This window comes from Streptomyces tagetis (assembly GCF_018069565.1).
GTDB classification, from domain to species: Bacteria; Actinomycetota; Actinomycetes; order Streptomycetales; family Streptomycetaceae; genus Streptomyces; species Streptomyces tagetis.
Genome location: NZ_JAGPNL010000003.1, coordinates 93,634 through 118,294 on the forward strand (window position 1 = coordinate 93,634; position 24,661 = coordinate 118,294).

General features: G+C 71.9%; 17 protein-coding genes, 1 tRNA gene and 1 pseudogene. 5 read left to right on the forward strand and 14 right to left on the reverse strand.

Annotation, left to right across the window (positions count from 1 at the left end; all coding sequences use genetic code 11):
• Positions 1–12: 12 nt before the first annotated feature.
• Positions 13–1,158: a DUF2786 domain-containing protein gene (locus J5Y05_RS12505; protein ID WP_210871631.1), complete on the reverse strand. Its 1,146-nt coding sequence runs from the start codon at positions 1,156–1,158 to the stop codon at positions 13–15.
• Positions 1,159–1,244: 86 nt separating this feature from the next.
• On the opposite strand from J5Y05_RS12505, the gene J5Y05_RS12510 reads away from it, so the two are divergent.
• The gene (locus tag J5Y05_RS12510; RefSeq protein WP_210871633.1) at positions 1,245–2,018 is read left to right on the forward strand and encodes a Clp protease N-terminal domain-containing protein; all 774 of its coding nucleotides are present in this window, start codon (positions 1,245–1,247) and stop codon (positions 2,016–2,018) included.
• Positions 2,019–2,070: 52 nt separating this feature from the next.
• The gene (locus J5Y05_RS12515) at positions 2,071–3,744 is read left to right on the forward strand and encodes a bifunctional 3'-5' exonuclease/DNA polymerase (protein ID WP_210871635.1); all 1,674 of its coding nucleotides are present in this window, start codon (positions 2,071–2,073) and stop codon (positions 3,742–3,744) included.
• A gap of 1,265 nt (positions 3,745–5,009) precedes the next feature.
• On the opposite strand, the gene J5Y05_RS12520 is transcribed toward J5Y05_RS12515, so the two are convergent.
• From J5Y05_RS12520 to J5Y05_RS31785, 7 genes are read right to left on the reverse strand one after another with little or no spacing between them, the layout of a single operon-like run.
• On the reverse strand, positions 5,010–6,179 hold the full coding sequence (locus J5Y05_RS12520) for a GNAT family N-acetyltransferase (RefSeq protein WP_210871637.1): 1,170 nt from the start codon (positions 6,177–6,179) through the stop codon (positions 5,010–5,012).
• Between the two features lie 17 nt (positions 6,180–6,196).
• Positions 6,197–6,733, reverse strand: coding sequence for a MaoC family dehydratase (locus J5Y05_RS12525; protein ID WP_210871638.1), 537 nt, complete (start codon positions 6,731–6,733; stop codon positions 6,197–6,199).
• Positions 6,730–7,539: an HpcH/HpaI aldolase/citrate lyase family protein gene (locus tag J5Y05_RS12530; RefSeq protein WP_247614617.1), complete on the reverse strand. Its 810-nt coding sequence runs from the start codon at positions 7,537–7,539 to the stop codon at positions 6,730–6,732. The genes J5Y05_RS12525 and J5Y05_RS12530 overlap by 4 nt, the downstream gene beginning before the upstream one ends.
• 47 nt (positions 7,540–7,586) lie before the next feature.
• Positions 7,587–8,609 carry a 4-hydroxy-2-oxovalerate aldolase gene (gene dmpG / locus J5Y05_RS12535; RefSeq protein ID WP_210871642.1) on the reverse strand — a complete coding sequence of 341 codons (1,023 nt, stop codon included), beginning with the start codon at positions 8,607–8,609 and terminating at the stop codon, positions 7,587–7,589.
• Complete coding sequence (locus J5Y05_RS12540; protein WP_210871644.1) at positions 8,606–9,481, reverse strand: acetylating acetaldehyde dehydrogenase; 876 nt, start codon at positions 9,479–9,481, stop codon at positions 8,606–8,608. The genes dmpG and J5Y05_RS12540 overlap by 4 nt, the downstream gene beginning before the upstream one ends.
• Before the next feature lie 15 nt (positions 9,482–9,496).
• Positions 9,497–10,327, reverse strand: coding sequence for a 2-keto-4-pentenoate hydratase (locus J5Y05_RS12545; protein WP_210871646.1), 831 nt, complete (start codon positions 10,325–10,327; stop codon positions 9,497–9,499).
• A 3-nt stretch (positions 10,328–10,330) separates the two neighbouring features.
• Positions 10,331–11,611: an ATP-binding protein gene (locus tag J5Y05_RS31785; protein WP_307853878.1), complete on the reverse strand. Its 1,281-nt coding sequence runs from the start codon at positions 11,609–11,611 to the stop codon at positions 10,331–10,333.
• Positions 11,612–11,784: 173 nt separating this feature from the next.
• On the opposite strand from J5Y05_RS31785, the gene J5Y05_RS12560 reads away from it, so the two are divergent.
• The 3 genes and pseudogenes from J5Y05_RS12560 to J5Y05_RS12570 form a co-directional block, all read left to right on the forward strand.
• Positions 11,785–13,056, forward strand: coding sequence for an NsdA family TPR-like regulatory protein (locus tag J5Y05_RS12560; protein WP_210871648.1), 1,272 nt, complete (start codon positions 11,785–11,787; stop codon positions 13,054–13,056).
• 1 nt (position 13,057) lies between these two features.
• The gene (locus J5Y05_RS12565) at positions 13,058–13,612 is read left to right on the forward strand and encodes a GNAT family N-acetyltransferase (RefSeq protein WP_210871650.1); all 555 of its coding nucleotides are present in this window, start codon (positions 13,058–13,060) and stop codon (positions 13,610–13,612) included.
• Positions 13,613–13,721: 109 nt separating this feature from the next.
• A pseudogene (locus tag J5Y05_RS12570) lies at positions 13,722–14,114 on the forward strand (tyrosine-type recombinase/integrase); the annotation flags it as partial.
• 113 nt (positions 14,115–14,227) lie between these two features.
• Here the strand turns inward: J5Y05_RS12570 and J5Y05_RS12575 are convergent.
• The 6 genes from J5Y05_RS12575 to J5Y05_RS12600 form a co-directional block, all read right to left on the reverse strand.
• Positions 14,228–14,304: transfer RNA gene (locus J5Y05_RS12575), tRNA-Thr, on the reverse strand.
• Positions 14,305–14,411: 107 nt separating this feature from the next.
• Entirely contained in the window at positions 14,412–16,028 is a 1,617-nt protein-coding gene (locus J5Y05_RS12580) for an alpha/beta hydrolase (protein WP_210871652.1), read from the reverse strand.
• Between the two features lie 119 nt (positions 16,029–16,147).
• Positions 16,148–17,353, reverse strand: a complete 1,206-nt coding sequence (locus tag J5Y05_RS12585; protein ID WP_210871654.1) for a DNA polymerase III subunit delta' — start codon at positions 17,351–17,353, stop codon at positions 16,148–16,150.
• A 276-nt stretch (positions 17,354–17,629) separates the two neighbouring features.
• Positions 17,630–20,950, reverse strand: coding sequence for a dTMP kinase (gene tmk, locus J5Y05_RS12590; RefSeq protein WP_210871656.1), 3,321 nt, complete (start codon positions 20,948–20,950; stop codon positions 17,630–17,632).
• Positions 20,951–21,184: 234 nt separating this feature from the next.
• The gene (topA, locus tag J5Y05_RS12595) at positions 21,185–24,037 is read right to left on the reverse strand and encodes a type I DNA topoisomerase (RefSeq protein ID WP_210871658.1); all 2,853 of its coding nucleotides are present in this window, start codon (positions 24,035–24,037) and stop codon (positions 21,185–21,187) included.
• 270 nt (positions 24,038–24,307) lie between these two features.
• Positions 24,308–24,505: a hypothetical protein gene (locus J5Y05_RS12600; protein WP_210871660.1), complete on the reverse strand. Its 198-nt coding sequence runs from the start codon at positions 24,503–24,505 to the stop codon at positions 24,308–24,310.
• Between the last annotated feature and the right edge of the window lie 156 nt (positions 24,506–24,661).

Below are 24,661 nucleotides of genomic sequence, written 5' to 3' on the forward strand. Positions count from 1 at the left end.
CACCCCTCCCCGTCACCCCAACGGCCGCCGAGGCACCACCCGCGCGTCGTCGGCCGCGCGGGTGCCCTCCGTCCAGCCCGCCAGGTCGGCGGCGCCGCGCAGGCGGGTCGTGGTCGTCTCGGGGAACATCCGCTCCAGCCGGTCCGTGACGGCGGCCTCGCGGGAGGCGAGCACGGGCAAGGCGTCGGCATGCTCCGTACCGGCCCCGGCGGTGGTGCGTTCGGCGACGGCACGGAGGTGCGTCCCGGCCCGGTGGGCGTAGGCCGCCAGGAAGGACTGGCGGAAGGACTTGGTGCGCCGCCGTCCGCCGGCCCGCTGGGCGGCCTCCGCCTTGGTCATCGCGGACTCGGCCTGCACGAGGAGGGAGGTGTAGAGGAGTTCGACCGCTTCCAGGTCCGCTTCGAAGCCGACGACGGTGGAGAAACCCAGGGGTTCGTTCCACACGGCACGGCAGTGGTTGGCGTCGGCGACCGCGTCCAGGAGGACCGCCTTGGCCTGCTCGTACGGCGGCTCGACCCCGATCCGGCAGGCACCGGGCGCGTGCGGCGCGGGGGCGCCGGCCGACAGCAGCGCCTCGTCGACGCTGTGCCGGGCCATCAGTTCCTGGGCCTTGGCGCTGAGCGCCTCCGCCTCCCGCGGATACCCGGTCGCCTCGGCCTTGGCGAGCAGCGCGCGGATGCGGGCGAGGGCGCGCGACTCGGGCCGTGACTCCCGGCCCTCCCGGCCCGCTCCCCCGGGCGCCCCGAACCCCTCCAGCGGTTCCAGTACGGGCAGGCGCAACAAAAGCCGGTACAGCTCCAGGACGGCGGTGGCGTACGAGAAGCGGTCGGTGCGCGGCGTCGGCGCGTCGGGGAGGGCGGCGAGCTGCGCCGTCCAGCGCGGGCCCCGGGGCCGGTCGTGGGCCGCCTGGGAGCGGACGAGGGCGGCGAGGAGCCGGACGTGGGTGTCGTCCAGTTCACGCCGGACGATCCGCAGGACGTCGGCGGGCTGCCAGCCGCGCCGCCAGGCCGTGTCGACGAACTCCTCGCCGCGGCGCCCGAGTTCGGCGTCGGCCGCGGGGTCGGCGGCGAGGAGGGAGGCGGCGGTGTCGAGGGCGGTGTCATCGGTGCCGTAGAGGCCGGTCTCGAAGGCGCGCTCGACGGTGCGGGACGTACTCACCCGCCGATGGTGCCACGCCGGAAAACAAGAACCCCACTGTCAACCTTCGGTTGACACTCCCACGCCATGCAACCTACGGTTGACACATGACGACGAACCCGAGCATCACGTCATCCGTACGCCTCGACGAACTCATCACGGCCATCAAGAAGGTGCACGCGGAGCCCCTCGAACAGCTCCAGGACGCCGTCATCGCCGGCGAGCACCTCGGCGAGGTGGCCGACCACCTCATCGGACACTTCGTGGACCAGGCCCGCCGCTCCGGCGCCTCCTGGAGCGACATCGGCAAGAGCATGGGCGTCACCCGGCAGGCGGCGCAGAAGCGCTTCGTGCCGAAGGAGTCCGCCGACCTGGACGCGAGCCAGGGCTTCAGCCGGTACACCCCCCGCGCGCGTGCCGTCGTGATGGCCGCGCACAGCACGGCGGTGGCCGCCCGCGCCGCCGAGGGCCTGCCCGAACACCTGGTCCTCGGCCTGCTCACCGAGCGCGAGGCCCTCGCGGCCCACGCCATCGCCGCGCAGGGCGTGACCCTTCAGGCCATCCAGGACGCGGCCACCGCGGCACTCCCGCCGGCCGCCGACGACGCCCCCGACCTGGTCCCCTACGGACCCGCCGCCAAGAAGGTCCTGGAACTCACCTTCCGCGAGGCCCTGCGCCTCGGCCACAACTACATCGGCACCGAGCACATCCTCCTCGCCCTGCTGGAGCACGAGAACGGCGAGGGCGTCCTGCACGGCGTCGGCCTCACCAAGGACGCCACGGAACGCTACGTCACCGAGGCCCTGGCGAAGTTCCTGGAGGCGACCGAGCAGACCCCCGAGGCGGGACGGGCGGAGGAAGAGCAGCACGACGAAGGCTGACGTCCCCCGCGCGCACCGGGCCGTTGTCGGACCCCCCTGCGACACTCGCGGTGTGGCCGATCGGTGGGCGCTCGCCGTGGCCGAGGACGGAGGCGCGGAGGTCGCCCCCCTCGGCCCCGACGGGCTGCCCGCCGCCCCGGTGCGGCACGAGCCCGACCTCGCCGCCGCCGTCCGGGAGCGGCCCGGCGTCGGCCGCTGGGTCTGGCGGTCCACCGCCGAGGTCTACCCACGCCTGCTCGCCGCCGGCGTCCGGGTCGAGCGGTGCTACGACGTGGAGGACGCCGAGACGCTCCTCCTCGGCCACGAGGGCCGCTCCGGCGAACCCCGCTCGGCAGCCGCCGCCCTGGCCCGGCTGCGCGGCGGCCCCGTACCGCCCGATCCACCGCAGCGCTCCGCCGACCCGGGCGGACAGCCCTCCCTGTTCGAACCACGGGAGGCGCCGCTCCCCCTCGCCGGCCTCCTCGCGGTCTACGCCGAGCAGCAGCGCCGCCACGACCGCGCCGAACACCCCGACCGGATGCGGCTGCTGACGGCGGCCGAGTCGGCGGGGACCCTGGTCGCCACCGAGATGAACCGGGCCGGACTGCCCTGGCGGGCCGACGTGCACCGCGAGGTACTGCACGACCTCCTCGGCGAGCGGTACGCGGGCGGGGGCGAGCCGCGCCGCCTGGCGGAGCTGGCGGAGGAGGTGTCGGCGGCGTTCGGGCACCGGGTGCGGCCGGACCTTCCGGCGGACGTGGTCAAGGCGTTCGCGCGAGCCGGGATCACCGTCGGCTCCACCCGCCGCTGGGAGCTAGCCTCGGTCGACCATCCCGCGGTCAGGCCGCTGATCGAGTACAAGAGGCTGTACCGGATCTGGGTGGCGCACGGCTGGTCCTGGCTCCAGGACTGGGTGCGCGACGGACGCTTCCGCCCCGGCTTCCTGGCCGGCGGCACCGTCACCGGCCGCTGGGTGACCAACGGCGGGGGCGCGCTCCAGATCCCCCGCGTGCTCCGCCGGGCCGTGGTCGCCGACCCGGGCTGGCGGCTGGTGGTCGCCGACGCCGACCAGATGGAACCTCGCGTCCTCGCCGCGATCTCCCGCGACCCCGGCCTGATGGAGGTCGCCGGCCGCCCGGACGACCTGTACCAGTCGGTGTCCGACCGGGCCTTCTCCGGCGACCGCGACCAGGCCAAACTCGCCGTGCTCGGCGCCGTCTACGGCCAGACCTCCGGCGACGGCCTGAAGAACCTCGCCGCCCTCCGCCGCCGCTTCCCGAAGGCCGTGGCCTACGTCGACGAAGCCGCCCGCGCAGGCGAAGAGGGCCGGCTCGTCCGCACCTGGCTGGGCCGCACCTGCCCACCCGCCGCCCAGGCGTCCGACGCCACCGACGAAGCGGGCCTCCCCCAGGACGCCCCCGACCGGGAGTGGACGCCGGGCCACACCTCCACCGACGCCCGCGCCCGGGGCCGCTTCGCCCGCAACTTCGTCGTCCAGGGCAGCGCCGCCGACTGGGCCCTGCTCCTCCTCGCCGCCCTCCGCCGCTCCTGCGCGTCCCTCTCGGCGGAGCTGGTCTTCTTCCAGCACGACGAGGTCATCGTCCACTGCCCCGAGGAGGAGACGGCCCAGGTCATCGAGGCCATCCACCACGCCTCCACCCTCGCCGCCCACCTCACCTTCGGCCCCACCCCGGTCCACTTCCCCTTCACCACGACAACAGCCCAGTGCTACGCGGACGCCAAGTGACAACCGGGCGCGGAGACCTGGGCAACCCCCATTGACCACCGCGAGCCTGGGCGTCCGAAGCACCGTTGCTCTGCCGTCACCACCTGTCGTTCGTCTCCCACCAGCCCGGGGAACGCTCGGGCAACTTCTCCGGAGGCGGCTTGAGAGCACGCACTTCAGGCACCGGCGGGGCCCAAACAATCGCCGGCTTCGGCCTGTTCTCGGACGGCCTGGTGCCAATCGATGGCGCCGAGCGAACCGGACGCAGGGCACCCCTCGTGGCGGAACCCTGCCTTCCTTGAGGGACCGTCGCACGATCCTTCTGTCGCAGGGGGGCGTCCCGGGAAGTCGCCCCCCTGCCGCAGGAGACGCACCGGGCCACGGCATCCTCCACGGCAACGCCGCAAGGCTTACAGACCCAGTACGTCCGCGGCTTTCTCTTCGGCTTCTTCCGCTTCCCGTCACCGGCCGGACGAGCCGCAGCCTTCGTTTCCTGGGGCGTGCGCTGCTTCTGGCGTCCGCTCCGCCGGGAAGCAGGACCCTTCACCGTGGTGGACCGCCCAGCACCCTTGGGCCCCTTACCCTGCTGTTTGGCCGGCTCCCGGCGCCTCACCCGCTCGGCTTGCGCGGCCACCCGTTGCTGCGCGTGCTGGTCGGCCCTATGGCAGTGGTAGCAGTAGTCGTAGCCAGGAAACGTCGGGCTACCGCATTCGACGGTGACGCATACCCCCACTTGCACCCCTGTCCCCCTTGTCGCGCCCTTTCGCGGCTACGCCTGGCCCGGACTTCGCCAGGGCCATCGGCAACCCGCCCGGTCACAGAGCCGCAATCGCGTGACTGCGGTGACGACCGCGGACTCTCAGGACAAGTACAGGCCATTTCCCCAGCCGGGGGACGGGATTCGAGAACTTGATGTTCCTTTGGCCATGCATTGCGAGCACCCCGAAGTCCGGACCAAGATCAAGGACATCCCGGCATTCAACGCTCACACCGCCAAGCCCAGGGCCCCCGCCCTGGCCCCACCAAGGCCACGACCACACCTCGACGGCACAACAAAAACCCCAGGCCATCAACACATAGCCTGGTGTTCCGAAAGAAGCCGCCTTCGGGATTCGCGCCCGGGACCTACGGCATTACGAGTGGGGTCGAATCCGTGCCGCGCTGTTCCAGACCATGTCGCGCAGTGCTGTTCTTCCTGGTCAGCGTCGCGTGGCACGGCGTCCGATCCTGCGTGTGTTGCCTGGTGCTGGCCCGTCCGCTCACGAACCGTGCGCACGGAGGAGGCGTCAGATGTGGTCGGGCAACCACGGCTCCGTGTCTGCCGTAGCGCGGATCAGATGGGTGAGGGCGTCGTCGGATCTGGCGGCGACGCCGGCGAGGTGAGCTGTGGCCGCCGTTCGGTAACCGCCCGCGTACCAGACAGCGAGCTGACCGCGAGTGAGTCGGACGTCGCCAGGGGCAGGGGTCTCGACGATGCGGCCGACGCCGTCCTTCACTTCCAGCAGGTACGACTGCCAGGCGGCACCGGTCTCGTTTTCGATCTCCAGGCGCACGGAGATCTCCAGGCCAGGAGACCAGCCGCGCAGTCGGACGGCTTCGGCGATGTCGAGGATGCGGAGCATCCAGGGGTGCCATGCCTCCGCCGTCAGCCGGTAGCGGTGCAGGTTGTGCAGCAGGGTGGGACAAGGCGGGAGGGCGGAGCGCCGGAAGTGGATGGCCGGAGCCCGGGTGTGGTGGCTGCCGAGAAAGGCCATCATCTCGCTCGCGGTCGCCGCGTCGGCGGCCCAGAGGTCATGCACGGTCAGGTCCATGCCGTGCCGCGGATGTCGCTTCATGACGTAGGACAGCAGACCGGTCGGTGTCCGCGGCGGCCCGAACCGATAGGTGGTCAGGCCGTGTTTGTCGTCCAGCCAGGCGGGCCACCAGTCCGGGCGCTGGAAGGGTCCGTTCCACTGCCGGGCCAGGTGGCGCTGCAGTTTCTCTCCCTCCTGCGCCCGGCCGTGCTCGATGTCCACTCCGGACCGGGTGAAGGCTCGCTTGAGGTCCTCGGTGGCGATCGACCAGGCGAAGACGGGGACGGGCGCTTGCCAGCCGAGACGGCGCAGATGGCCGTTCGAGGTCGTCCAGACGGTGGAGATCACCGCACCGTTCTCGCACAGCGGGCGTAGCCGTTCGGCGAGGAGGCGGCTGGAAAGGTGGTCGCCCCGTTCCTCGGGGGCGACGGCGCCGGCACTGATGATGGCCGACGGGACGGGTGCCCCGCCGAAGAACTGGTGGAGAAGGAGGCCGAGGCCACCTGCGACGACGCGGCCGTCGCGGACCGCGACGCGGAGGTCCGCGTGGTCGCGGAGGCGGGTGATGTCTCCGACGGTGTGGCCGTACGCACGGGTGGCGAGTTCCTCGTACTCCTGCCACAGCGCCTCGTCGGCCTTCGTGATCCGAATCGGTTCAGGCATGCGGTGTCCCCTCCTTCCTAGTAGTTGGTGCGGTCGCGGACAGCATCGGCATCGACGGGTACGAAGAAGCTGCGGGTGAAGGTGACGACAGTGTTGCCGTCCTGGTTGTGGCCGGTGGTGCGGCAGGTGACGATCCCCGTGTCCGGCCTGCTTCTGGACAGGCGGCGGCCGGTGATCTCCGTTGTCGCGTAGAGGGTGTCGCCGACGAACACCGGGTCGCGGAAGCGGACTTCCTCAAAGCCAAGGTTTCCGGTGGTGAGGCCGCTGGTGCTACGCACTGTCACCCCTCCGACGAGGTGGAGGGTGATGCTGCTGCACACCAAGGGGCGTGCCCACACGGTGCGGCTGCTGTAGTGGGCGTCGGTGTGGATCGGTGCCGCGTTGCCGCCAAGTACGGTCAGCCAGGTGTTGTCGGCCTCAGTGACGGTGCGGCCGGGCCGATGCTCAATGACCAGGCCCACCGCCAATTCGTGGTAGCCGAGCCCGACGACCTCCCGGTAACGGTCATCTGCGATCCGCCGATAGCCGGCGGGCATCGGGATGCGCGTGGTCATGAGGGCGCCTCGCTCGGTGTGAGGGCCGCGGCGCGAGCAAGCAGGGCCCGTGCGGCGGCGACCATCGGCGGGCCGACCATGTGCCCGTCGACGCGGACGATGCTCCCACCGGCGTTCTCGGCGGCGGCCACGATGGCGTGGGCCGCAGCGATCTCCTCCTCGCGCAGCCGGAACACGGCGTCGATGACGGGGAGATGAGCCGGGTGGACGCAGCTCTTGCCGGTGAAGCCGAGGGCCTTGGCCCGCTCGGCTTCCGTGTGCAGTCCGCCCAGGTCGTCCAGGTCGAAGTACGGCGCGTCGATGGCGGGAATGCCGGCCGCGGCGGCGCTGGTGACCAGGGCAGCCCTGGCGTGCTGGAGAGACTCCCAGGTACGGCTGCATCCGGTGGCGGTCGCGTAGTCGGCCGTCCCGAACAGAACGCCGGCTATGCGTTCGGCCCGCACGATCGAGGGCAGTTTCTCCAGCGCGCGGGGGGTCTCGATCAGTGCGTACAGGTGCGGCGTGTAGCCGGGAGTGTCGAGGGCGCCGGAGACGATCTCGAAGTCGCGGCCTGACTCGACCTTGGGGATCAGGACGATCTGAGGTTTTGCCTCGTAGTGGTGGAGGGCGATGAGGTCGCGAATGCCGTCGCGGGAGGTGGGTGAGCTGATGCGCACCCCGAGCACGGATCGGGCCGACGGGTTGGTGAAAAACGCACGCGCGGCCTCGCGGGCGGCCGGTTTGACCTCGGCCGGCACGGAGTCCTCCAGATCGACCAGCGCGACGTCCGCACCACAGCCGTGGGCGGCCGGAAACCGGGCGTCCATGTGGCCTGGTGTGATGATCCACGTTCCGGCTGGGGCTGGTGGCCGGTTCATCGCGGGACCCCCTGAGCCGCCAGGTCGCGGGCGGCGTCCGGGATCACGTCCTCCTGCCCGGCGGTCACCCTGCGGCGACCGAGTTCGGCGAACAGGTCCCAAGGGTGCACGCCCGCCAGTTCGGCAGCCGCGAGAGCGGGCTTCTTGAACCCGGAGAACACGCCAGACAGCCCGGAGGCCAGGCTGACGGAATCGATCGTCGGCGGGGTCGGCATGAGGACCCGCTCCGCCAGGTCGGCGGCATCGGCCAGGAGGCGCAGGTCGATGCCAGTGCCGTGGCCCAGGCGCTCGAGCACGGCAACCAGGACCTCCAGCTGTGTGTTGCCCGCGCCCGCTCCGAACCCCCGGGCGCAGGCGTCGATCACCCGGGCGCCGGCCTCGACCGCCGCGATCGAGTTCGCCACAGCCATACCGAGGTTGTTGTGTCCGTGGAAGGCGACCGGCACGTCCACGGCCGCGGTGATGGCGGCGATGCGGGCGCCGACGTCCTGCGGCAGGTAGTGGCCGGCGCTGTCGAAGACGCAGACGCCTTGCGCGCCGTATTCGACCATCAGCGCACATTGCTCGGCGAGCTGGTCGGGGTCGGCCATGTGGCTCATCAACAGCACGCCCTGGGCTTCGGCGCCGAGTTCGCGGATCACGCCGAGGTGGCGTTCGGTGACAGTGGCCTCGGTGCAGTGCGCGGCGACGCGGACCACGTCCACCCCGTGGCGGACGGCGTTGCGCAAGTCGTCGCTGGTGGCCCAGCCGGGCAGCATGAGGGCGGCCATCTTGCTTCGGGTCAGGACCTCACGGGCGGTGGAGAGCATCTCCTCGTCGCTGATTTTGCTGTGGCCGACCTGGTACGAGGAAGCTCCCAGCCCGTTGCCGTGGCCGACCTCGACGACGGGTACACCGGCGGCGTCGGCCGCTGCGGCGTAGGCACGGATCTGTTCGGCGTCGAGCTGATGACGGATGGCGTGCTGGCCGTCGCGCAGGGTGGGGTCGTGCACGATCACGACAGGGCCGGTCTCAGTCATGGGGCCAACTCCTTCGGTTCGGAGGTCGCGGCGGCGTGCTGTTCGGCTGCGTGGATGGCGGCGGCGCTGATCACTTCGAGGTTCCCGGCGTGCACCGGGATGCGGCCACGGGTCGCAGCGATCTCCACGACCACGCGGACCGTGGTGTTGTCGACGACGGTGCACGCGATGACCCGATAGCCGGGCACGATGGCCCGCACAGCCGCCTCGGCGGCATCAACCACCTCGCCGATCGGGCCCTGCTCGACACCGTTGGCCACCACCGTCATGGCGATCCGGAACGGCGGCGCCGGCATGGCGGCCGAGATATTCAAGATCGCCTTGGCCTGATCGGCGCCGGTGAACTGTCCGAGCGCATGACGGGTGATGGAGACGTACTCGTCGAGGTTCAGGCGGCTCGCCCGGCCCACGCCGGCGGTCGCGGCCGTGGCCACCATCTCCACGTACGAGGGCCGGTAGGACTGCGCGAGGGCGTGGAGGACGGGGATCGATGCCTGGCCGCCGCAGGAGACCAGGCCGATGTGCCTGTGGCTGGCGGCCTGGTGACCATTGACGGTCGGCACGATCAGGGCGCCGGTACTGGTGGGCGTCAGGTCCACCAGCACCGCCCCGGTGGCGGCGAGCTTGTTGTGGTGCTCCGGGTGGTCGAAGGCGTTGGTCACGTCGAAGACGACGTCGAAGCCGCCCGCGTCCAGCAGGGCGTCGATGCCGCCGACCGCGGTGGTGCAGCCCAGCTCCGCGGCCTGGGCCAGGCCGCGGCTGCCGGGCGTGCGGCCGACGACGAGCCCGCACTCCAGGTGCGGCGACTTCTGGACCCGGTCGATCAGGTCGAGACCGAGGAGCCCGGTGCCGAGAACGGCAGTGGTCAGCATGCTCGCTCCGATTCGTTAGGCAGGTAAAAGCCGCAGGTGGATGGCGGGAAGCCGGGTGGAGGTGGCGCGAAAGTCCGTGCCCGGGGTCAGCGGGATGCCGGCGTGTACTGATCCGGCCAGGACGATGTCTCCGGCACGCAGTTCCGTACCGAACCCGTGCAGGCGGTGTGTCAGCCAGACCAGGGCCTGGAGCGGATCGCCGAGGATGTCGCGGCCCCGCCCGGTCCCGGCCAGGGTCCCGTTGGCCGTGGTCGTGATGTCCTCGTCGCTGAGGTTCCAGGGCGGAGTGAACGGAAGTGGGCTGCCGGTGATCACACCAGCGCAGGCGGCGTTGTCGGCGATGCTGTCGACCAGTGTGATGTCCCAGCCGGTGAAGCAGGTGTCGAGGATCTCGAAGGCGAGGAACACCTCTGCCACCGCTGCCCGTACGGTGTCCAGGTCCGCAGGGCCGGTCAGGTCGCGCCCGAGCCGGAAGGCGATCTCGGTTTCGATCCTCGGGTTCATGAAGTCGGTCGCGCGCAGGGTGCTCCCGCCGGCGGCGACCATGTGGTCCAGCACGATGCCGGAGTCCGGCTCGTGAATGCCCATCTGCTCCTGCATCGCGGCCGAGGTCAGTCCGACCTTGTGGCCTGCGATTCGCGCCCCGGCCTCCAAGTGCCGCACCGTGCGGATCTGCTGGATGCGGTAGGCGTCCGCCAGGGTCAGTTCCGGGAAGCGCCGGGACAGCGGCGTGGCGGCGACCCGGGTCCGTGCCGCCTCGTCCAGTTCCTCGGCGAACCGGCAGAGGGCTTCCTCACTCGTGCCAAGCGTCGTCGGATGCTCGGCGGGACACTGGCGCTTGGGCATCGGCTACCTTTCGCTGCCCGGCCGACCGACCACGACCGCCCCGGAGTGCAGGTCGGCGAGCACCGGCAGGAAGTCGGCCGTGGGACCGCCGAGGCCGGCGATGTCGGCCTGGGACCGGATGAAGTCGATCCTGTCCAACTCGGGAACGCGGCCCTGTTCGATGTCGCTGGAGACGAGCGCCGCGTAGGCGCCCTCAAGCGTTTTGGCCGACCGCGCGGGCGCCCGGAAGTGAAGGCCGATATTGCCCCAGTTCCCGCGGGTCACGGCCCACAGCGCCAGGTCGCCGTGCGGAACGTCGAGCCCGATCTCCTCGGCCAGTTCACGAGCGGCATGCCGGGACAGCGCGTCCACGTCCAACCCGGCGTCTCCCTCGGGCGGCTCGATCGTTCCACCGGGCAGCTGCCAGCGTCCGGCTCCGACGGTCGACGCCGCCATACGGCCCACCAGCAACTGTCCGTCGTCCGTGGGCTGGGCGACAGAGACGAACACGGAGGGCGCCGGTACAGCGTGGTCGGGGTCCAACCGGAGGACAAGGAGCCGGTACGTGGCGCGACACCACGAAAGGATCACCGTCTCCAGGTCTTTCCACTCCACTCCGGTGCACACCACCACCGGTCCGTCGAAGAGCGCCGGGTTGGCCGCGGTGAGTTCCTCCCACTTACGGTTCATCGCAGAGGTCTGGATGTTCGTGAGTTTCGGCGGTGCCGTCTCCACAAGGTGGAGGCGGCGGACGTTGAGGAGTTCGACGGCGGGGTCGGACGGGTTGGTGGTCAATGCGACCTCCATTCGTGCGCACGGACACAGGCTGTCAGCGGAACGGTAAAGCTGGTCGTCGTGAGAGGGTGACCGCCCCACCGACGCGTGGAGATGCGCGCGTACGGTCTTGCCCTCGGCACGCAGAAACCACGACAGGTCGACGCCGAGCTGCCGCAGAAGGAGCAGGCCACGCCCCCTCTCCTCTCCAGGGCCGGCCTCGCTCCGGTCACCGAAGGCGGGGAAGCCGGCGAGCGGATCGGACACATCGACCTGAAGGCCGCCATCCTCCAGAAGGGCCAGCCGGATGCCCAGCAGACGGCCGGGGACGTGAGCGTGGCTGATCGCGTTGGCGACGAGTTCGGAGGTGGTCAGGACGGCGTCCTCGACATCTCCGTTCCAACTCCACATGGTCAGTTGGCGTCGCACGTGGAGGCGGGCCAGCGAGACGACCTTGTGGACCATCGTGTAGTCCATCGACCATTCACGCATCACTGGCGCCACCACATTCGGCATGACGGATGTGGCCACGTCTCCCCCTTCGGGCTCGGGCCGGCCCCTGCGATTGAAGGCACGTACTCAGGTAACCGGCCGCCCCGGCCGAACGGTCAGGAAAATCACGTGCTCTGTTCGCGGGTGGCACCCGGAAACTTCCTTCCGGCGGAGAGCAGGCAACCGCCAGTTGACATGACTACGGTGTGACCATGGCGCCGAACGCTCTGTTATCGGCTCGGATGCGGGCGGCGGGGCACACTCAGCAGTCCCTCGCCGATGCACTGAACGCCCGTATCGAGGAAGCGACCGGCATGCCGGGTACCGTGTCGGACCGCACCGTGCGGAACTGGCTCACTGGAAAGAGCCGTACCCCACGCGCGCGACAAGCGGCAGCGTTGCGGGCAGAGTTCGGGTGTGCCGTCGAGAACCTCGGGTTCGCGGCACCCGCCCGAACAGATCACGCACCAGCCCCGGAGGACCCCGTGCGGCGCCGCACCTTCGCCGGTTCAGGAGCGGCGGCACTCGTCTCAGCCGCCCTGCCCGCCCCCAGCTCGGCCTCGCCCCGCGTCGGAATGACCGATGCGGCCCGCCTGGAGACGGCCTTCACCGAAGTCACCCGAACCGACAACGAACTCGGCGGTCATATCAGCCTGGAGACCCGCGCTCTGGCCTTCGCCGAGCACGCCATGGAACTGCAGAACGTCGGCTCGGCCCCGCCCCGTGTCCGGGCCCGCCTCTACTACCTGGCCTCTGCCTTCACCGGCACCGCCGCCTGGTCCGCGATCGACGCCAACGAGCCGGCAAGAGCCGGGCGTCACCTCGACCGCGCCCTGCATCTCGCCCAGCTCGCCGGATCCTCCGAGATGCGCCTACGCCTCATGGGCCACGCCTCGGTACTCGCCCTCCAGCTGCACCGCCCCCATGACGCCCTCGCCGCCGCCGAGGCAGGCAGGAACACGTATGCCTGCAGCCGCGATCCCCTCTACCGTTCCCTCGCCGCCGCCCGGCTGGCGGGAATCCAGGCCGGCAGCGGACAGGCCCGCGCCGCACGCCACTCCTTCGACACCGCCATCACCGCCTTCTCCCAGGTCGATCACATGGCGCCTCGCCCGACCTGGGTGGGCTTCTACGACACCAGCGAACTCACCGGTCTCGGCTCTCTGATGATGTCCCGCCTCGGAGAACACGCCGAAGCCGAAAGCCTCCTGCACCGCACCCTGGCGACTCTGCGCCCCGACTACGTCCGCAACCGCCGCTACTACACCGCCCACCTCGCCATCACTCAACTCCGGCAAGGCGAACCCGAACTGGCCGCCCGAACAGCCGCCTCTGTACTGCCCTCTCAGGCCGGTGATTCACTGACCGGGCGAACCAGCCAACTCATGACCGACTTCACCCAGGGAATGGCCAGTTTGGCGCCCTCCACCCGGAGCACCACCGACTGGCTGGACCGCTACACCGCCTACCGCCAAGGGAGTTGACATGACCGTCGAGGTCAGGCACTACACCTCCGCCACCCTGTCCGAGGTCCGCGAACACATCCTCGACGTGCACGTCGAAGTCCGCCATCACGACTTCGGACTCACCGGTCCCTTCTACCACCGCGACCGCTTCGACGAACGCCTCACCTCCTACGCCGCCCGCCCCGGCTGGACCGCCGTCCTCGGCTGGGAGAACGACGAACCGGTCGGCTTCTGCTTCGGCGTCACTCTCGGCGCCGACTCACGCTGGTGGTCTTCGATGACCGAGCCGCTTCAGGTCGCCTTCACCCACGAGACGGGTGAACGCACCGTCGCTCTCAACGAGATCGTCGTCCGCAAACCCTGGCGTGGTCGCGGCATCGCCTGGCAACTCCATGAAGCATGGCTCGCCCAGCGCCCCGAGGAACGCGTCACCCTCCTCGTCAACCCGAAGGCCGGCGAAGGCCGCGTCCAGGCCCGCTACGAGGCATGGGGCTACCGCAAGGTCGGCGACCAGCAACCCTTCCCCGACAGCCCCGTCTTCGCGGCGATGGTGCGGCCCGTGAAGCCCGCTTAGCAGAACAAATGGCGGGCAGGAAGCGACCTCACCGCCGTCGTCGTGACCGCCGGTCAGAGGGAATCGCCGCGCCTGCCTGCAGGAGTCGGACCGCGCGGAGTAAAGGCCGGCCCAGATCGAGACCGGACTCGTCTTCACTCAGGAAGACGGCTCCTGGCTGCACCCCGGCAAGGTCACCGACCTCTTCGAACGGCTCGTCGCGGCGTCCGGTCTCCCGCCGATCCGCCTGCACGACCTCCGGAACGGCACGGCCACCCTCATGCTCGCCGCCGGCAGCGACGTCAAGATCACGTCGGGCGCCCTCGGGCACAGCGACACCCGGATCACGCGGGACATCTACCAAAGCGTCCTCCGTCACGTCGGCAAGAACGCCGCCGAAGCCACCGCCAAGCTGGTCCCGCTCCGGCAGAAGGCAGAGGAGGAAGACGCACGCAAGGCGGAGAAGGCCCGGAAGAAGGCCAAGCGCGCCAAGAAGGCCGGGGAGAAGAAGCCCAAGAATTAGGGCCGAGCCCCCTCCGCTCACGCAAGCGAAGTCACGGCACCTCGGCCAGGCGACACATCACGCCCTGAGAATACAAAACCCCAGGTCACAGACTATGTGACCTGGGGTTCCAGTGGAGCCGCCTTCGGGATTCGAACCCGAGACCTACGCATTACGAGTGCGTTGCTCTGGCCATCTGAGCTAAGGCGGCGTGCCGTGTGCACCATGGTGCGATCAGCGACGCCGGTAAGTCTACACAGTTTCCGGGGGTGCTTCGTACCCGCCCCGGGGCCTGGGCGCCGGGGCGGGCGAGGAGCCCTACGAGCAGCGTTTTCCGTCCTGGGGCGGGGTGCCGCGCAGCAGGTAGGTGTTGATCGCGGAGTCGATGCAGGCGCTGCCTCGGCCGTAGGCGGTGTGGCCGTCGCCCTCGTAGGTGAGGAGGTGGGCGGAGGAGAGCTGGGCGGCGAGGGCCTGGGCCCAGCGGTACGGGGTGGCGGGGTCGCGGGTGGTGCCGACCACGACGATCGGGTCGGCGCCGGCGGCCTCGATGCGGTGCGGTTCGCCGGTGTGCCGTACGGGCCAGTAAGCGCAGTTCAGGGAGGACCAGGCGAGGCCCTCGCCGAAGACGGGGGACGCCTTCTCGAAGGCGGGCAGGGCCTCGCGGACCTGGTCGGGGCTGGTGAAGGCGGGCGGGAGGTCGAGGCAGTTCACGGCGGCGTTGGCGGACATCAGGTTGCTGTAGCGGCCGCCGGCCTCGCGCTCGTAGTAGCTGTCGGAGAGGATCAGCAGGCCGGCGCCGTCGTTCTCCTTCATCGCCGAGGTCAGGGCCTCGCGCAGTTGCTGCCAGGCGGCCTCGTCGTACATCGCGGCGATCACGCCGGTGGTGGCGAGGGACTCGGTGAGTTCGCGCCCGTCGGCGTCGCCGGTGGGGATCGGCTGGGCGTCGAGCTTCTCGAAGAACGCCTTCAGGTTCCGGCCGACCTGGTCCGGGGTGGTGCCCTTGCCTCCCAGGGAGCAGTCCGGCTGCCGTACGCAGTCCTCGGCGAAGGACTGGAACGCCGTCTCGAAGCCCTCCGTCTGCTCCAGGTTGAGCTGTCGCGCGGGCAGCGAGGGGTCCATCGCGCCGTCCAGCACCAGCCTGCCCGCCCGGTCCGGGAAGAGCCCGGCGTAGGTCGCGCCGAGGAACGTCCCGTACGACGCGCCCACGTAGGTCAGCTTCTCGTCGCCCAGCACGGCCCGCAGGACGTCCATGTCCCGGGCCGCCTCGACGGTGGAGACGTGGCGCAGCAGCTTCGGCGCGTCCGCTCCGCAGGCTTCGGCGAACTCCTTGTAGGCGTCGACGAGTTCGCCGGTCTCGCGTTCGTCGTCCGGTGTGATGTCGGTTGCGGTGTAGGCGTCCATCCGGCGGCCGGCGAGGCATTCCACGGGCTCGCTGCGGGCCACCCCGCGCGGGTCGACCGCCACCATGTCGTACCGGGCGCGGACCTCGGCCGGGTAGCCGATCCCGGCGTACTGCTGGAGGTAGCCGATGGCCGAGCCGCCGGGTCCGCCCGGGTTGACCAGCAGGGAGCCGAGCCGCTTGCCGGGGCCGGTCGCCTTCTTGCGGGCCACGGCGAGGGAGATGTCGCCCCGCGACGGCTGCGCGTAGTCGAGCGGCGCCTTCACGGTGGCGCACTGGAAACCGGGGGCGCCGCAGTCGCGCCAGCTCAGCTTCTGCCCGTAGTACCCGGTCAGCTCCGACGGCGTGGCCTCGGGCAGCGCGGCCAGGGTCGCCGTCGACGCCTCCGTGGCCCCGGCCGCGCGGGGCGCCTCGGGACCGGCGGAGGTCGAGGCGCCTCCGGCGGAGCAGGCCGTGGCGAGCAGCGAGGCGGCGAGGAGGACGGCCGCGGTACGGGCCCGGGTCCGGGTGCTGCGGTGGGTGCGCCTTGTGTGCATTCAGGGAGCGTAACTCTCCGCAATCCCCTGGATGCCGTGTGTGCCGGACGTGGCGCGTACGGGTGAAACCGGGGGGTACGTGGGTGACGTGGCGTGGGCTCCGGGCGGCCGGAGCCCGGTCAGCCCCCTCTGAGCGCCATCGTCATCGCCTCCACCGCGAGCAGCGGCGCCACATTGCGGTCGAGGGCGTCGCGGCAGGCGCCGATGGCCTCGATGCGGCGCAGCGTCGCCTCGGGGGTACCGGCGCGGGCCAGCCGCTCCAGGGCGTCCTCGGCGTCGGCGTTGGCGATGGCCACGCGGGAACCGAGCTGGAGGGCGAGGATGTCGCGGTAGAAGCCGGTCAGGTCGGTGAGGGCCAGGTCGAGGCTGTCGCGCTGGGTACGGGTCCTGCGGCGCTTCTGCATGTCCTCCAGGTCCTTCATGATGCCCGCCGTGCCGCGCGGCATCCGTCCGCCCTGGACCGCGCCGAGCGCCGCCTTCAGCTCCTCGGTCTCCTTGCCGTCCATGTCCTCGGCGAGCTGCTTGGCGTCCGCCGCCGCCGCGTCGACCAGCTCCTGGGCCGCCCTGAGCGCGCCGCCGACGTCCTCGACGCGCAGCGGGAGGCGCAGCACGGAGGCCCGGCGCTCGCGGGCGGCCGGGTCGGTGGCCAGGCGGCGGGCCCGGTCGACGTGGCCCTGGGTGGCGCGGGCCACGGAGGCGGCGACGTCCGGCTCGATGCCCTCGCGGCGCACCAGCATGTCGGCGACGGCGCCGACGGAGGGGGTGCGCAGGTTCAGGTGGCGGCAGCGGGAGCGGATGGTGGGCAGCACGTCCTCGATGGAGGGGGCGCACAGGAGCCAGACGGTGCGGGGGGCCGGCTCCTCCACGGCCTTGAGGACGGCGTTGGCGGACTTCTCGTTCAGCCGCTCGGCGTCCTCGACGAGGATGATCTGCCAGCGGCCGTTCGCCGGTGAGGTGAAGGACTTGCGGACGGTGTCGCGCATGTCCTTGACGAGGATCTCCGCGCCGACGGCGGCGACGGTGCTGACGTCGGCGTGGGTGCCGACGAGCGCCGTGTGGCAGCCGTCGCAGAAGCCGCAGCCCGGGACGCCGCCGAGGGCCCGGTCGGGGCTGACGCACTGGAGCGCGGCGGCGAACGCCCGTGCCGTCTGCGTCCGGCCCGCGCCCGGCGGCCCGGTGAAGAGCCAGGCGTGGGTCATGCGGGAGGTCTCGGGCCGAGGGGTGTCGGTCGCGGCGGCGGTGACGAGGGCGTCGGCGTCCCGGGCGGCACCGGCGAGCTGCTCGCTCACCTTCTCCTGCCCGACCAGGTCGTCCCACACGGTCATGGGTCACGCCGCCCTTCCGTCACGCTCCGCCGCACTCTGCGCCGCGTCCTCCATTGTGCGGGTCCCCACTGACAGCGATGCGGGGCACCGCTGACAGCCATGCGGGACACCGCCGGCTTCCGGTCCGGGCCGCCCGCCCCGAAGGGGTGCCGGGCCACCCACCGGGGCCGCCCGGTCAGCGGGGTCGGAGGCTCCCGGTGCGGGCCCCGTTCCTCACCGACGGACCGGGCCGACGGCCGACGGCCGACGGCCGGGTCGGCCGGCCCGGCCGGTCCGTCACCGCTGTCCCCGGCCCCCGCCGCGGCGCCCGTCGCCGTCGTCCCGCTCGTCGTCCCGCGGGCCGAGCAACTCGTCCGCGAGGGTCGGCAGATCGTCCAGCGGGGTCTCCTCGGCCCAGTCGGGCCGCGGGCGGCGGGTACGCGCCTGCTCGGCGTCGATCCGGGGCATCTCGCGCGTACGGTCCTCGGGCTCGCGGGAGGCGCCGGGCCGCGCGGCCGGGCCCTCGTCGCGGAAGTAGCCGCGCGGGAACCGGTCGGCGGGGTCGTCCCCGCGTACGGGAGGCAGTACCGCCGTCTCGTCGGCGGCGCCCGGCACCGCGGGCGGCAGGAGCGTCGTCTCGTCCTCGGACCTCGGCGACACCGCCGGCAGGACGGTCGTCTCGTCGGCCGCGCCCGGCGGCACCGGCGGCTGCGGCAGCTCGGCCGTCACCTCGGCCTCGGACGGCCGCGCACCCCGGCCCCCGCCGCGCGAGTCGGGCGTGTCGCGCGTGTCGCGGTTGCGGTCACGGTCTCGGTCGTCCCGTACCGGAGGCAGGACCGCCGTCTCGTCCGCCGCGCCGGCGGGCGGCAGACTCGCCGGGTCCACGACCGGGGTCGGCCTGGTCGTCGCCTCGGGCGTGTCGGACGGCTTCCGCGTGCTGGAGGGCTTCCGCGTGTCGGCGGGGCGGCGGGACGCGGCCTCGGGGGCGGTCGTCCGCGGGCCGGCGGCTGCCGCTGCCGCCGCCGCTTCGGCGGCCCGGCGGGCCTCTTCGGCGCGGACCAGGGCCTCTTCGGCCCGGCGCTGCTTCTCCAGGCGCTGTGCCTCGGCTTCCGCCCGCAGCCGGGCCTCCTCCTCGGCCTGCCTGCGGCGCCGCTCCTCCTCCGCCTTGCGGCGGGCCTCCTCCTCGGCGCGTGCCTTCTCCTCGGCGAGCAGCCGCGCCCGCTCCTCCTCGGCCTTGCGGCGGGCTTCCTCGGCGCGTCGGCGAGCCTCCTCGGCCTGCCGCTCGGCCTCGCGGCGCTGGGCCTCCTCCAGCTCGCGCCGCTTGCGCTCCTCCTCCTCGGCGCGCAGCCGCTCCAGCTCTTCCTGGCGCTCGCGCTCCAGGCGCTCTTCCTCGGCCTTGCGGGCGGCCTCTTCCTCCGCCTTGCGGCGGGCCTCCTCCTCGGCCTTGCGCCGCGCCTCCTCACGGGCCCGGATCTCGGCCTCGGAGAGCGGCAGCACCTGGTCGAGCCGGTGGCGTACGACGGCGGTGACGGCCTCGGGCTCCTGGCCCGCGTCGACCACGAGGTAACGCCCCGGGTCGGCGGCGGCCAGCGCGAGGAAACCGGAGCGCACGCGCGCGTGGAACTCGGCGGGCTCGGACTCCAGCCGGTCCGGTGCCTCGGTGAACCGCTCGCGGGCGGTCTCCGGGGCGACGTCCAGCAGGACGGTCAGATGCGGGACGAGCCCGTCGGTCGCCCAGCGGTTGATACGGGCGATCTCGGTCGGCGACAGGTCCCGCCCGGCGCCCTGGTAGGCCACCGAGGAGTCGATGTAGCGGTCGGAGACGACCACCGCGCCGCGCTCCAGGGCGGGCCGGACGACGGTGTCGACGTGCTCCGCGCGGTCGGCGGCGTAGAGCAGCGCCTCCGCGCGGTGCGACAGCCCGGCGCTGGAGACGTCGAGCAGGATGGACCGCAGCCGCTTGCCCACCGGCGTGGCGCCGGGCTCGCGGGTGAGCACCACCTCGTGCCCCTTGCTCCTGATCCACTCGGCGAGGGCCTCGGCCTGGGTGGACTTGCCGGCGCCGTCGCCGCCCTCCAGGGCGATGAAGAAGCCGTTCGTCGCGGGGGTGGGGACCGGGTCGTCGCCGCCGAGCAGCGCGTCGCGCAGGTCGTGCCGGAGCGGGACCCCGGAACGGTCGTCGACCTTGGCCAGCACCAGCGCGGCCACCGGCAGCAGCAACGCGCCGACCAGCATCAGGGTGAACGCGGCCCCGCCGTGCGCGAAGACGAACTTGCCGTTCTCCAGCCGGTGCGGCCCGATGCCCGCCGCCACCAAGGGCGCCACGATCACCCCGAGGCCGACACACAGCCGCACGCACGCGTGCAGGTGCTCGGTGACCCGGGCGCGTCGCCCCTCCTCGGTCTCCTGGTCGAGCAGCGCGTGCCCGGTGTTGGCGGCGGCGCCCGCGCCGACACCGGTCAGCGCGAGGAGCAGCAGCACGCTGGTGTCGTCCGGGACGAGCCCGGCGGAGAGCAGGGTGATGCCGGCGAAAGCGATCACCAGGGCGAGCAGGCGCCTGCGGGACAGGGAGGGCAGCAGGGCGGGGGCGGTGCGGATGCCGACGACGACACCGCCGGTGAGCGCGCCCGTCATGAGCCCGAACAGCACGGGGCCACCGTGCAGGTCGATGGCGTGCAGCACCGCGACGGCGACCGTGGCGGCGACCGCCCCGGCGACCGCGGTGCAGGCGAGGACGAGCAGCGGGATCGCACCGGTGCGGCCGGCGTCCGCGCCGCTGCCGCTCTTGGGGCGGCGCAGTCCCTCCAGCGGCGACCGCGCGCGGGGGGTGCGGGCGGAGGGCAGCTCCAGGAAGGTCACCAGGGACAGCGAGGCGGCGAAGAGCCCGGCCGCCACGTACGAGCCGAGCGCCGCCTGGTGCTCGGCGAACCAGGCGATGCCGGCGCCCAGCAGGTTGTTGAGCAGGCCGGCGACGACGAGCGCGACGGCGGCCAGCGGGACGGCGACGAAGCCGGTGCGCAGGGAGAGGCGGCGCAGCGCGTCCATGTGGTCCGGCAGCGGGCGTACGGCGGCGCCCTCGGGCGGCGGGGCCGGCAGCAGCGCGGGGGCCGCGCCCTCCCGGCACACCGTCCAGAAGCGTTCGGCCACTCCGGTGACGAAGACGGTCACCAGGAGGACGGCGAGGGCGCTGTCCCGTGTCCAGTCGATCCACAGGGGCGCGACGAGCAGCAGCGCGGCCCGCACCCCGTCGGCGCCGACCATCGTCCAGCGGCGGTCGAGCGGACCGTCCGGGGAGGTGAGCGAGGTGAGCGGGCCGAGGAGGACGGCGCCGAAGAGCACCGTCGCCAGGACGCGCACCGCGAAAACGGTCGCCACAGCGAACGCCACGCCCCGGTAGCCGCCACCCAGCGCGCCCGTGGCGATGGCGGACTGCACGGCGAGGAGCACCAGCACCAGCAGGGCGAGGATGTCGCCGACACCCCCCACGAGCTGCGCACCCCACAGGCGCCGGAGCTGCGGCCGGCGCAGCAGGGCGCGGACGGCGCGCTCGCGGGAGTCCGCGACGAGTGCGTCGTCAGGGGCGGGGTGAGGGGCCGTTGGCTGCTCGGCTCGCGTCATGCGTTCAGCCTATCGGGCGTCGACGACAGGCCGGTGTACCCGGCCGAACGGACGAACGCCCCGACACCGAAATGATGCCGAGGCGTTCTGTTCGTCGATCCCGGACGGGCCCGGAGGCACCGGCGGGCGGCATCTCACGGGGAACCGGAAGACGGGCCCGTGCCGTGCGGTGGCGGCGCACCGCCCACCCGCCAGGACCCGGAAGGGCCCGGCAGGCGGGGGGCAGGCCCGCGCTCAGTCCGTCCCGGACTCCGAGGCCGCCGTCTTCTTGGCGGTGCTCTTCTTCGCCGTGCTCTTCTTCGCCGCGGCCGTCTTGCTCGTGGCCGTCTTGGCGGCGGCCTTCTTCGCGGTGGTCTTCTTGGCCGCCGTCGTCTTCGCCGCCGTCTTCTTGGCGGGCGCCTTCTTGGCGGCCTTCTTCGCCGTCTTCTTGGCGGGCGTCTTGGCGCGCTTCTCCGCGAGCAGCTCGAAGCCGCGCTCCGGGGTGATCTCCTCGACGCTGTCGCCGGAGCGCAGGGTCGCGTTGGTCTCCCCGTCGGTGACGTACGGACCGAAGCGGCCGTCCTTGACCACGACCGGCTGGCCGCTGACCGGGTCCGCGCCCAGTTCCTTCAGCGGCGGCTTGGCCGCGGCCCGGCCCCGCTGCTTGGGCTGGGCGTAGATCGCCAGCGCCTCTTCCAGGGTGATGGTGAAGAGCTGGTCCTCGGCCTGGAGCGACCGCGAGTCGGTGCCCTTCTTCAGGTACGGGCCGTAGCGGCCGTTCTGCGCGGTGATCTCGATGCCCTCGGCGTCGGTGCCGACGACCCGCGGGAGCGACATCAGCCGCAGCGCGTCGTCCAGGGTGACCGTGTCCAGCGACATCGACTTGAACAGCGACGCCGTACGCGGCTTGACCGCGTTCTTGCCGGTCTTCGGGGTGCCCTCGGGGAGCACCTCGGTGACGTACGGACCGTAGCGGCCGTCCTTGGCGACGATGGTGTGGCCGGTCGCCGGGTCGGTGCCGAGTTCGAAGTCGCCGCTGGGCTTGGCGAGCAGTTCCTCGGCGAGTTCGACGGTCAGCTCGTCCGGCGCGAGGTCCTCCGGGATGTCGGCGCGCTGGTGGTTCTCGGCGTCCTTCTCCCCGCGCTCGATGTACGGACCGTAGCGGCCGACGCGCAGCACGATGCCGCTGCCGACGGGGAAGGAGGAGACCTCGCGGGCGTCGATCGCGCCGAGGTCGGTCACCAGCTCCTTGAGGCCGCCGAGGTGGTCCCCGTCGCCGTTGCCGGCGTCGGCGGCACCGCCGGAGCCGGAGCCCTCGCCGAAGTAGAAGCGGCGCAGCCACGGCACGGCCTGGGCCTCGCCGCGGGCGATGGCGTCGAGGTCGTCCTCCATCTTGGCGGTGAAGTCGTAGTCGACGAGCCGCCCGAAGTGCTTCTCCAGGAGGTTGACCACGGCGAAGGAGAGGAAGGACGGCACGAGCGCCGTGCCCTTCTTGAACACGTACCCGCGGTCCAGGATCGTGCCGATGATCGACGCGTACGTCGAGGGGCGGCCGATCTCGCGCTCCTCCAGCTCCTTGACCAGCGACGCCTCGGTGTAGCGGGCCGGGGGCTTGGTGGCGTGACCGTCGGCGGTGATCTCCTCGGCGGTGAGCGCGTCGCCCTCGCCGACCTGCGGCAGCCGGCGCTCGCGGTCGTCCAGCTCGGCGTTCGGGTCGTCGGCGCCCTCGACGTACGCCTTGAGGAAGCCGTGGAAGGTGATCGTCTTGCCGGAGGCGCTGAACTCGACGTCCCGGCCGTCGGCCGCGGTGCCGCCGATCTTCACGGTGACGCTGTTGCCGGTCGCGTCCTTCATCTGGGAGGCGACGGTCCGCTTCCAGATCAGCTCGTAGAGCCGGAACTGGTCACCGGTGAGCCCGGTCTCCGCGGGCGTGCGGAAACGATCACCCGAGGGGCGGATGGCCTCGTGCGCCTCCTGGGCGTTCTTGACCTTCCCGGCGTAGGTCCGCGGCTGCGCCGGGAGGTAGTCGGCGCCGTAGAGCTGCGTGACCTGGGCGCGGGCGGCGGAGACGGCCGTGTCGCTCAGTGTCGTCGAGTCCGTACGCATATAGGTGATGAAGCCGTTCTCGTACAGCTTCTGGGCGATCTGCATCGTCGCCTTGGCCCCGAAGCCGAGCTTGCGGGAGGACTCCTGCTGAAGCGTCGTCGTACGGAACGGCGCGTACGGCGAGCGGCGGTACGGCTTGGACTCGACGGAGCGGACCGTGAACCGCGTCTCCGCCAGGGCGGCGGCCAGCGCGCGGGCGGTCGCCTCGTCGAGGTGGAGGATGTTCGCGGACTTGAGCTGCCCGAGGGAGTCGAAGTCGCGGCCCTGGGCGACACGCCGTCCGTCGACACTCTGCAGCCGCGCCACGAGGGAGGCGGGGTCGGAGGCGTCACCCGGGCGGCCCGTGGCGAAGGTGCCGGTCAGGTCCCAGTACGAGGCGGAGCGGAACGCGATGCGCTCGCGCTCCCGCTCGACCACCAGGCGGGTCGCCACCGACTGGACCCGGCCTGCCGACAGCCGCGGCATGACCTTCTTCCACAGCACCGGGGAGACCTCGTAGCCGTAGAGGCGGTCGAGGATGCGGCGGGTCTCCTGGGCGTCGACGAGCTTCTGGTTGAGCTGGCGCGGATTGGCCACGGCGGCCCGGATCGCGTCCTTGGTGATCTCGTGGAACACCATCCGCTTGACCGGGATCTTCGGCTTGAGGACTTCCTGGAGGTGCCAGGCGATGGCCTCGCCCTCGCGGTCCTCATCGGTGGCGAGGAAGAGTTCGTCGGAGTCCTTCAGCAGGTCCTTGAGCTTCTTGACCTGGGCCTTCTTGTCGGCGTTCACCACATAGACGGGCTGGAAGTCGTGGTCGACGTCCACACCGAGGCGCCGCACCTCGCCGGTGTACTGCTCGGGCACCTCGGCGGCGCCGTTGGGAAGGTCACGGATGTGCCCGACGCTCGCCTCGACGACGTAACCGGGCCCGAGGTAGCCCTTGATCGTCTTCGCCTTGGCAGGCGACTCGACGATGACGAGTCGGCGGCCGCCCTTCGCGGTCTCGCTGGTCGGGGACAACTTCGCTCTTCTCTCCGGTCGACGCTGGGGCCTCCCCAGGCGGTGGTCCCGGGGTCGGGTCGTTCTGTGTTTCGGCGGTGACGCTGCGGAGTGTGACGGTACCTCCCGCCCCCGTGTCAAACGGGAAAAGCCCGCAACGGCCACTCGAACGGTAACCCGACGAACCCTGTTCCTGCCGCCCGGAGTGCCGACCGGCCCCTGAGCGCGTATCCGGAGCGCCACTTCGCGACTACCCGGTCCGCACCGGCCATGTGGCCAAAAAGCCGTGGCTCACAGGCGGGTCAGGCACCACACCGCGAGGCACAGAGCGACCACCGAGGCGATGCCGGCGACGGTCGCCGATGCGACCGGGTTCACACCGTCCGCGACGGGACGGCCCTGCCGCACCCGGGTCGCGGTCCACACCAGCAGACAGCCCCCGAACAGGGCGAACACCATGCCCGCGAAGATCGCGGGTCCACTTTCCATGACCGCCGTGCCCCCTTCTCCCCGGGCGCGGGTGCCCGGACCCAGCGAGGCTGACACGCGCGGGCGGCGGGCAGACGAACCCGAGGTGAACGGGGGCCCGGCGCCGCCCCTCCCCTGTCGACGGGACCGGGGAGGGGCGGGCTCGGGGCACGCTCC

Bases quoted from the DNA above. Each gene is read 5' to 3' on its own strand.
- J5Y05_RS12510 (WP_210871633.1), top strand. From the start codon at position 1,245: ATGACGACGAACCCGAGCATCACGTCATCCGTACGCCTCGACGAACTC.
- J5Y05_RS12520 (WP_210871637.1), bottom strand. From the start codon at position 6,179: ATGCCTGAACCGATTCGGATCACGAAGGCCGACGAGGCGCTGTGGCAG.
- J5Y05_RS12525 (WP_210871638.1), bottom strand. From the start codon at position 6,733: ATGACCACGCGCATCCCGATGCCCGCCGGCTATCGGCGGATCGCAGAT.
- J5Y05_RS12530 (WP_247614617.1), bottom strand. From the start codon at position 7,539: ATGGACGCCCGGTTTCCGGCCGCCCACGGCTGTGGTGCGGACGTCGCG.
- dmpG (WP_210871642.1), bottom strand. From the start codon at position 8,609: ATGACTGAGACCGGCCCTGTCGTGATCGTGCACGACCCCACCCTGCGC.
- J5Y05_RS12540 (WP_210871644.1), bottom strand. From the start codon at position 9,481: ATGCTGACCACTGCCGTTCTCGGCACCGGGCTCCTCGGTCTCGACCTG.
- J5Y05_RS12545 (WP_210871646.1), bottom strand. From the start codon at position 10,327: ATGCCCAAGCGCCAGTGTCCCGCCGAGCATCCGACGACGCTTGGCACG.
- J5Y05_RS12560 (WP_210871648.1), top strand. From the start codon at position 11,785: ATGGCGCCGAACGCTCTGTTATCGGCTCGGATGCGGGCGGCGGGGCAC.
- J5Y05_RS12565 (WP_210871650.1), top strand. From the start codon at position 13,058: ATGACCGTCGAGGTCAGGCACTACACCTCCGCCACCCTGTCCGAGGTC.
- J5Y05_RS12580 (WP_210871652.1), bottom strand. From the start codon at position 16,028: ATGCACACAAGGCGCACCCACCGCAGCACCCGGACCCGGGCCCGTACC.
- J5Y05_RS12585 (WP_210871654.1), bottom strand. From the start codon at position 17,353: ATGACCGTGTGGGACGACCTGGTCGGGCAGGAGAAGGTGAGCGAGCAG.
- tmk (WP_210871656.1), bottom strand. From the start codon at position 20,950: ATGACGCGAGCCGAGCAGCCAACGGCCCCTCACCCCGCCCCTGACGAC.
- J5Y05_RS12600 (WP_210871660.1), bottom strand. From the start codon at position 24,505: ATGGAAAGTGGACCCGCGATCTTCGCGGGCATGGTGTTCGCCCTGTTC.